The organism is Salipiger aestuarii (genome assembly GCF_003259905.1).
GTDB lineage: Bacteria > Pseudomonadota > Alphaproteobacteria > Rhodobacterales > Rhodobacteraceae > Salipiger > Salipiger aestuarii.
This window is the reverse complement of the sequence record NZ_QLMG01000088.1, coordinates 1-8,440: the sequence shown is the minus strand read 5'-3', so window position 1 is coordinate 8,440 and position 8,440 is coordinate 1. Positions and strand designations below refer to the sequence as shown.

The 8,440-nt window shown below is 66.1% G+C and carries 7 protein-coding genes, 1 tRNA gene and 2 pseudogenes; 5 read left to right on the top strand and 5 right to left on the bottom strand.

The window, feature by feature from the left end; translation table 11 throughout:
• A pseudogene (locus ATI53_RS22165) lies at positions 1–464 on the bottom strand (IS5 family transposase); the annotation flags it as partial.
• A gap of 143 nt (positions 465–607) precedes the next feature.
• Positions 608–1,333 (bottom strand): UMP kinase, encoded by a 726-nt coding sequence (pyrH, locus tag ATI53_RS22160; protein ID WP_009502971.1) that lies wholly within the window; start codon positions 1,331–1,333, stop codon positions 608–610.
• Positions 1,334–1,436: 103 nt separating this feature from the next.
• Between pyrH and miaA the strand changes: the two genes are divergently transcribed.
• The 3 genes from miaA to ATI53_RS22145 all read left to right on the top strand — a co-directional run bounded on the left by miaA (position 1,437) and on the right by ATI53_RS22145 (position 4,886).
• Complete coding sequence (miaA, locus tag ATI53_RS22155) at positions 1,437–2,333, top strand: tRNA (adenosine(37)-N6)-dimethylallyltransferase MiaA (protein ID WP_170134650.1); 897 nt, start codon at positions 1,437–1,439, stop codon at positions 2,331–2,333.
• Positions 2,330–3,121 carry a helix-turn-helix transcriptional regulator gene (locus ATI53_RS22150; protein WP_111551400.1) on the top strand — a complete coding sequence of 264 codons (792 nt, stop codon included), beginning with the start codon at positions 2,330–2,332 and terminating at the stop codon, positions 3,119–3,121. Before miaA ends, ATI53_RS22150 begins: the two co-directional genes overlap by 4 nt.
• Positions 3,122–3,215: 94 nt before the next feature.
• The gene (locus ATI53_RS22145) at positions 3,216–4,886 is read left to right on the top strand and encodes an ABC transporter substrate-binding protein (protein ID WP_009502974.1); all 1,671 of its coding nucleotides are present in this window, start codon (positions 3,216–3,218) and stop codon (positions 4,884–4,886) included.
• Here ATI53_RS22145 and ATI53_RS22140 read toward each other — a convergent pair.
• A complete protein-coding gene (locus tag ATI53_RS22140; RefSeq protein ID WP_111551399.1) occupies positions 4,883–6,043 on the bottom strand; it encodes a cytochrome-c peroxidase in 1,161 nt (386 codons plus the stop codon). The two genes, ATI53_RS22145 and ATI53_RS22140, sit on opposite strands and share 4 nt — an antisense overlap.
• Before the next feature lie 143 nt (positions 6,044–6,186).
• A complete protein-coding gene (locus tag ATI53_RS22135; RefSeq protein ID WP_009502976.1) occupies positions 6,187–6,825 on the bottom strand; it encodes a lytic transglycosylase domain-containing protein in 639 nt (212 codons plus the stop codon).
• Between the two features lie 242 nt (positions 6,826–7,067).
• Here ATI53_RS22135 and ssb point away from each other — a divergent pair, with 242 nt between their 5' ends.
• Entirely contained in the window at positions 7,068–7,595 is a 528-nt protein-coding gene (gene ssb / locus ATI53_RS22130) for a single-stranded DNA-binding protein (protein WP_009502977.1), read from the top strand.
• 161 nt (positions 7,596–7,756) lie between these two features.
• Here ssb and ATI53_RS23520 read toward each other — a convergent pair.
• Positions 7,757–7,823 (bottom strand) — tRNA-Arg (locus tag ATI53_RS23520).
• Between the two features lie 311 nt (positions 7,824–8,134).
• On the opposite strand from ATI53_RS23520, the pseudogene ATI53_RS23510 reads away from it, so the two are divergent.
• A pseudogene (locus ATI53_RS23510) lies at positions 8,135–8,440 on the top strand (DDE-type integrase/transposase/recombinase); the annotation flags it as partial.

Below are 8,440 nucleotides of genomic sequence, written 5' to 3'. Positions count from 1 at the left end.
GGTCAGCTTCAGCGTGACCGGCAGGCCGTGGGCATCCCTCACGGCGTGGATTTTTGTGGTCAGGCCGCCCCGCGAGCGCCCCATGCAGACGGCTCGAAGGTCAGCCAGACCGGCGGCACCGGCGCTCTCCTCGCCCCCCTTTTTGCGTTGGCCCCGTGCTGGTGAACCCGGATGGACGAGCTGTCCACGGATTGCTCGGACCCTTCGTAAGCCGCTGAGACGGCGTCGAATATCCCGTCCCAGACCCTCAGCCGTGCCCACCGGACGAAACGATTGTAGCAGGTCGTATAGGGACCGTAGCGGTCGGGATTATCGGCCCACGGCGACCCGGTCCTGAGCCGCCAGTAGATGCCGTTCAGCACCTTGCGGTCATCAACACGCGGCACCCCGCGCGGCTTGTTGGGAAGAAGCGGTTCGATGATCGACCACTCGAAATCGGTCAGTTCATAACGACGTTGGGCCATGCTGCTCTCCTTTTGGAGGGCAGTGAATCAAACAGAGTCCAAACGCGCTAGGGATTTATGAGTGCGTGACCTGAGGCGCCCCTTCATCTTGCCCCTAAACTCCGGGGGGTGCGGGGGGCTGGCCCCCCGCGGTCGGGGCGCTGTCAGGTATGAACCTCGGTATAGGTGCCTTCGCCGTTCAGAATGCCCCGGAACCCGCCCGGCTCGTCCAGCGAAAACACGATGATCGGCAGCTTGTTGTCCCGCGCCAGCGCGATCGCGGACGCATCCATCACCTTGAGGTTCTTGATCAGCACGTCGTCATAGCTGATCCGGTCGTACCGCACGGCGTCGTCGTGTCTGGCCGGATCCTTGTCATAGACGCCGTCCACCTTGGTGCCCTTGAAGATCGCCTCGCAGGCCATTTCATTGGCCCGCAACGTCGCCGCAGTATCGGTGGTGAAATAGGGGTTTCCCGTGCCGGCGGCGAAAATGCACACCCGCTTCTTTTCCAGGTGGCGCACGGCACGGCGGCGGATGTAGGGTTCGGCCACCTCATCCATCCGGATCGCAGAAATCACCCGCGTATAGACGCCCAGCTCTTCCAGCGCCGATTGCATCGCCAGCGCGTTCATCACCGTGGCGAGCATGCCCATGTAATCGGCCGTCGTGCGCTCCATTCCCTGCGCCGACCCGGCGAGGCCGCGGAAAATGTTGCCGCCGCCGATCACCATGCAGATCTCGACACCCATTTCCTGCACCGCCTTGACCTCGCGCGCGATACGCTCGACCGTCGGGGGATGCAGCCCATAGCCCTGGTCCCCCATGAGCGCCTCGCCCGAGATTTTCAGCAGAACGCGTTTGTAGATGGAATTGGGGCCTTGGGTCATGTTGCGCTCCGTCACTGGCAGGGTCTAGGATCGCGGCCATATGTGGCTCAAAAGACTGGCCGCTGCAACGGCAGACACCACAAGAGGACCGCCCGTGGCCGACATGCTGACCATCGCCGCAAGACGGGCGGCGCCGGACCCGTCGCGCCACGTCCTGATCGCGGGTCCCACAGCGTCGGGAAAATCCGCGCTGGCGCTCGAGATCGCCGCGCGGGACGGCGGCATCGTGGTCAATGCCGATGCGATACAGGTGTTCGCGGACTGGCGCATTCTGACGGCGCGGCCTTGCGCCGAAGACGAGGCGCGCGCGCCGCACGCGCTGTACGGCCATGTCCCCGGCAGCACGCCATATTCGGTCGGTGCCTGGCTGCGCGACCTTGACCCGCTGCTGGCGGGCGGCGCGCGGCTGATCGTCACCGGCGGCACGGGGCTGTATTTCAGCGCGCTGACCAACGGCCTTGCCGATATTCCCGCAACCCCGCCAGACATTCGCGCCGAAGCCATGGCGCGGCTGGATGCCGGCGATCATGCCCCGATGGTGGCCGAGCTTGATGCCCAGACCCGCGGCCGTATCGACACCGCCAACCCGATGCGCGTGCAGCGCGCGTGGGAAGTGCTGCGCGCCACCGGGCGCGGCATTGCCGCATGGCAGGACGACACGCCGCCGCCGCGCCTGCCGCTGGCCGATGTTCAGCCGATCCTGTTCGACGCGCCCAGGGATTGGCTCACGCCGCGAATCGAACGCCGCTTCGATGCGATGCTGGCGGCGGGCGCGCTGGATGAGGCGCGCGCCAATCTGGACGGCTGGTCGCCCGATCTGCCGTCGGCCAAGGCCATCGGCGCGGCCGAACTGATCGCCCATCTGCGCGGCGAGATGTCGCTCGAAACCGCCGCGCGCCGCGCCACGATCCTGACCCGCCAGTTTGCCAAGCGTCAACGCAGCTGGTTTCGCGCCCGGATGAAGGACTGGCCGCGCCTGTCCCCGGCGGATCTGGCATGACCGCGCGGGTCAGCTCGCTGGGGCGGCTGCCCGAATGGGATTACCGGCTGCTGCACGACCGGCGCGACCACACGCTGATCTGGCTGACACGGGGTCAGGGGCGCGCCATCGTCGATGGGTTGCGCAGCGGGCTTGGTGCCCATAACGCGCTGTTCATCCCGGCGGGACGGCTGTTCTCGCTGGACATTGGCGCGCAGGCCCTGGGGCTGGCGCTGCATGCGCCGGCGGACACGCCCTTTCCCGACCGCCCGCTGCACCTGCGCATCCGCGACGGGTTCGCCCAGGCAGAACTGACCGCGCATCTGGATGCGATGCAGCGCGAACAGACCCAGGCGCGCGCCATGGTCGACGACGCCCTTGAAGCCCACGCCCGACTGGTTGCGGTTTGGCTGTACCGCCAGCACGCAGCGGCGGCGGCGGACGGCGGCAGGGAAACCGCCGCGCTGCACCTCATGCGGCTGTTTTGCGACGCGCTTGGCGCGGGGTTTCGCAGCGACCGGGGCGTTGCCGCCTATGCCGCGGCGCTTGGCGTCAGCGCGACCCATCTGACACGCAGCGCCCGCGCCAGCTGTGGCATGACCGCCGCCGCAATGATCGCCGAGCGCAAGCTGCACGAGGCCCGCCGCCAGCTTGCCGCCCCGGAACTGTCGGTCAAACGCATCGCCGAAGGGCTCGGCTTTCACAGCGCGCCCTATTTCACCCGCTTCATCCGCAGCCACACCGGCCTGTCGCCGACCGAGCTGCGCCGGGGCAACCGGCCCCCTGTCCGTCCGGGTGTACGCGGCTGACGCCCATGCCGGGCGAATATCCTTGCGCCGCGCCGCAGCGTTTGTTTTTCATTGCCTCGCATGAGGCGCCGCCTCGCAGGAAAGGACCCCATTGATGACGCCGCGTCCCTTGCGCCTCCACCCCGCTGCGGCCCTTCATGCGCGCGAGCTGGCCGCGGGGCAGCTGACGCGCCGTGAATTCCTGACCCGTGTGACCGCTCTGGGCGTCGCGGCCCCGGCCGCCTATGCGTTGGGCGGGCTCGCCGGCCCAGCCCGCGCCGATGAAGCCACCGAAAGCGAGGGCCGCGCCCTGCGCATCCAGATGGAGGTGCGCCCGCTCAAGGATCCGCGTACCGCCGACTGGTCGGAAATCGCCAATTTCTACCGGGGATGGCTGGAATATCTGGTCGAATACGACCGCGACGGCACCGTGCGCGGCATGCTTCTGGACGCCTGGCAGGTCAGCGACGACGCCACTGTCTACACGCTGCACGTCCGCCCCGGCGTGACCTGGAACAACGGCGATGCCTTCACCGCCGATGACGTCGCGCGCATGTTCGCCTATTGGTGCGACCGCCGCGTCGAGGGTAATTCCATGGCCGGGCGTCTTGCGTCGCTGGTCGATCACGATACCGACCGGCTGCGCGACGGCGCGGTGACGGTACAGGACGATCTGACCGTGACCCTGACGCTGCAAAGCCCCGACGTGGCGCTGATGGTCGGGCTGTCCGACTATCCGGCGGCTGTGGTCCACGCCGATCACGACCCGCTGTCCATGCTCGATTCGCCGCTGGGCACCGGTCCCTATCTTCCGGCGCTGCTCGAACCGGGCAGCCGGGCGCTGTTGCGGCGCAACCGCAATCACGACTGGTGGGGCACGCATGCGGTCGGGTACGGCGGCGCGACGCTCGATGCCATCGAATTCATCGACTACGGCACCGATCCGGCAAGCTGGCTTGCCGCCGCTAAAGCGGGCGAAATCGACATGCTCTACGAGAACATCGGCGATTTCATCGCGCTTGCCGATGACATGGGCTGGCAGCGATCCGAAGTGGTCACCGGCTCGACCGTGGTCCTGCGCGGCAACCAGACCGCCCGGATCGACGGGCGCGCGCTCTACGGCGATCTGCGCGCGCGCAAGGCGTTGCAACTGGCGGTGGACAACGCCATCGCGCTGGAACTTGGCTATGACGGCCACGGGGTTCTGGCCGAAAACCATCACGTCGCCCCCGTACATCCCGATTACGCGCCGATCGGAACCACCGAATATGCCCCCGCGGCGGCATTGCCGCTGATGCGCGAGGCGGGCATGGCCGATGTCGAACACGACCTTGTCACGCTTGACGACGGGCTGACCATGCGCACGGGCGACGCCTGCGCCGCCATGCTGCGCGACGCCGGGCTGAAGGTGAAGCGCACGGTGCTGCCGGGGTCGCGCTTCTGGTCGGAATGGAAAAGCTACCCGCTGTCGATCACCGAATGGAACCACCGCCCGCTTGGCATTCAGATGCTGGCGCTGGCCTATCGTTCGGGCGAGGCCTGGAACGAAAGCGGCTATGCCAACCCGGCCTTCGATGCGCTGGTGTCCGAGGCCCTGGGCATCGCCGAGGCCGGCGCGCGCCGGGTTGTCATGGCAAAGCTGGAAAGGATGTTGCAGGATGACGCGGTGATCGTGCAGCCCTACTGGCGCTCGCTTTACCGTCATCTGCGCCCCGGCGTCACCGGCGGCGACATGCACCCCGCATTCGAAATCCACCTTTACAAGCTTGGGCTGGCCGACGGCTAGTCCAGCAGATCCTCGTAGCGTTCATCCGTGAGAGTCCCGAGGAAGGCAACCAGAGCATCTATGCGCTGGTCGTCCAGCGCGGGGCCGTCTGTCAGCTTGTCGATTTCTATGTTCTCGGGCACTTCGGGGGGGCCGAAAGGGGCGCCCGTCTCGGGGTTGATTTTGCGCGTCTCGTTACGGGTGTTGTAGGTGTTGTAGAACAGGATGACCGTGCGCAGGTCTTCGAACACACCGTTGTGCATATAGGGCGCGGTGACGGCAACATTGCGCAACGTGGGCGTGCGATAACGTCCGCGGCTTGCCGCCGCCGCCGAAACGCCCGGGTTCCGGGCCAGCCCTTCGTCCAGCACGGTCACCCCGTTGCGCCCGCGCAGGTCATGATTTTCGGGCACCCCAAGGTTGTAATAGCGGTAATCCGAAAACGTCTCCTGCGGGTCGATGGCGCTTTGGCGCAGCTGGTGGCACTGGTTGCAATTGGTGAATTGCCGGGAAAAGAACAACAGGCGACCGAGCTCTTCCTGCCTGGTGAATTCGGCCTCGCCACGCAGCATCCGGTCGTATTTCGACGAAAACGGCGCAAAATCCGGGCGGCGTTCAAAGGCGGCGATGGCGCGCGTCATGGCATCATAGGCGGTGTCGGGATCCTTCAGCACCGGGGCGCCGAAAATGGCCGGAAATGCCGCCGCATAGCCTGGATCGCTGCGCAGCCGTTCGGCGACGGCGGCCTTGTCGGGCATGCCCATTTCCACCGGGTTCAGAGGAGGGCCACCGGCCTGCGCTTCAAGCGTGCCGGCGCGCCCGTCGTGGAACAGCCCGCCGATCCACAGCCCGTCCGCGTCGGTCTCGAACGCGGGCACAAAGCTGGCATAGGTGGCTGTCGGTGCGTTGCGATCCCCCACCGACAGCCCGTCATCGCCGATGGATGCCGCTCCGCGCGGATCGGCAAAGGCGCGGTCGGGGTCGTGGCAGGTTGCGCAGCTTTGGGTCCGGTTGCGCGACAGGTTCACATCGAAGAACAACCGCTCGCCCAGCTCTGCCATATCGGCGGGCGCGGCTTCCGGCCCCGACGTCAGGGCCGAGGCCCAAAGACCCGCGCCCAGGGCAAAGACCACCGCCAGACTAAGCGCGGGCGCAAGAGGAAAGGAGGCTTTGGTCATGTCCCGCCTGTCGATCCGAAATGACGATATGCAGGGCCTACCGCACCGGACCGGCCGGGTCAATTTTCCCGATGAAATCTGTCAGGATCAGCCCCGTGACATAGCGCCGCGCGCATTGGGGGGCGGGGCCGGGGCCGGCAGGGTCAACTGCCCCAGATCGTCTTCACATAGTTGCGGGTCTCGCGGTAGGGCGGCACGCCGCCATGCTTTTCCACCGCGCCCGGCCCGGCGTTATATGCGGCCAGCGCCAGCCGCCAGGAGCCGAACTTGATGTATTGCGCCTTGAGATAACGCGCGCCGCCGTCAAGGTTCTGGGCCGGGTCGTGCGGGTCGACCCCCAGCGCCCTGGCGGTGAATGGCATCAACTGCGCCAGCCCGATCGCGCCCTTGTGGGATTTCGCCGACGGGTTCCAGTTGGATTCCTGCTTGACCAGACGCAGGAACAGATCCTCGGGGATGCCGTTGCGCCGGGCGGCCATGCGCGCCACATCCGCGAACGGCCCCTTGTATGCACCGCGGTAGACCGGAAGGCTGCCTTCGTCGCCCCCCATCGGGCCCCATTTGGTCGGCGTCACGACAGACGGCGGCTGCAACCGCACGGAGTTGCGGTATTGTTCGGATGCGCGCGTATCCAGAACGCTTGTCTGCTGGCGAAACAGCATCACCCTGTTCTTGGTGGAAATCGTGTCGGCGCCCGCCCCCGTCGCAGACATCGTCGCGATCGGCGCCGAAACCGCGCAAAGAACCAGCGCGCGCAGCGCGTTGCGTGCCAGGTTGTGCATGGAAAACCCCTGCCCCGTTCCTAAAACCCTGTTCAGAGGCCGGTGCCTCCCCTAATCCCTGCGCGCGATCATAGCCAACCGGGCGGGTTTTCGCCACCCCGCCGCGGCCAGCCGGGCGAAAACACGCCAATCCCGCGATGACACGGTTTCCCGTAACATCCGGTGGCGCCACGCCGCCACGCGGTGTAACCCTGCCTGAACCCTGTCTAAGGGACAGAATCGGAGCAATCGGAGAGAACGACATGGCCGGATCGGTGAACAAGGTGATCCTTGTGGGCAATCTTGGGGCGGACCCCGAGGTGCGCAGTTTCCAGAACGGCGGCAAGGTGTGCAACCTGCGCATCGCCACCTCGGAAAGCTGGAAAGATCGCAACACCGGCGAGCGCCGCGAGCGTACCGAGTGGCACTCCGTCGCCATCTTCTCGGAACCGCTGGCGCGTATCGCCGAGCAGTATCTGCGCAAGGGGTCCAAGGTATATATCGAAGGCCAGCTCGAAACGCGCAAATGGCAAGACCAGAGCGGCGCGGACCGTTACAGCACCGAAGTGGTGCTGCGCCCCTATCGCAGCGAACTGACGTTGCTCGACAGCCGTCAGGGCAGCGGTGGCGGTGGCGGTGGCGGCGGTGACTACGGCGGCGGTTACAGCGGCGGTGGCGGTGGCTACGGTGGTGGCGGCGACGACTTCGGCGGTGGCAGTGGCAATGGTGGTGGAAGCGGTGGCGGCGGTCGCGGACCGTCCCGCGATCTTGACGATGAGATCCCGTTCTGACGGACGCCACGCCAGTACCTGCAGGACCCGATGGGGAAACACTTTTGTTTCCCCATCTTTTTCGCGCGACCACCCGCGCAGGATGCGCCCCGCGCACGGGCGGGCATGCCACGCGCGGGTTGCGCGGGCGTCCATGGTTCAGGGGGCCATTCGAAACATGGTGGTGGTCCCGGCGCGATTCGAACGCGCGACCCTTCGCTTCGGAGGCGATATTGGTGCCCTTCCAAAGCGCACGATAGGGCGCGACGGAGTGCGACAAGTCGCTGATTGGAATTGTCTTTTCAAACCGGCACACCGAAGATTCCATCCAGAAACAGGTCGCAGTTTTCGCCCGGGTGATTACATGATGCTGAGATGAGGCGCCCGCGCGGAGGTCGGTCGGAAAGGTCTGCCTTCATATGGCAAAGCTCACAAAACGCATGGTCGACACCGTCGAAAGCCGCGACAAGGACTACCCGATCTGGGACGACGAATTGCGTTTGCCGGTTTGCGCGTGTTCACGTCCGGCAAACGCAGCTACGTTATCCAGTACCGAGCCGCTGGACTGGTTCACCCGCCGCGTCCTGGCATGGCGGGTCGATCACGCTGGAAGCGGGTTTTTGCATTGAAGCAGTGGCGGAGGCGTTGGCGCGTCCCGGTGCACCCGAGATCTTCGACACGGATCAGGGCAGCCAGTTCACATCGACCGACGTCATCAAGGTCCTGGCGAGCCGGAAGATCAGGATCAGCATGGATGCCAAAGGGGCGCGGCGCGCCAACGTCTTCGTTGAGCGCCTCTGGAGAACCATCAAATACGAAGATGTTCGCCTGCAGGCCTGCGCCAGCGTCTCGCACGCTCGCGCCGG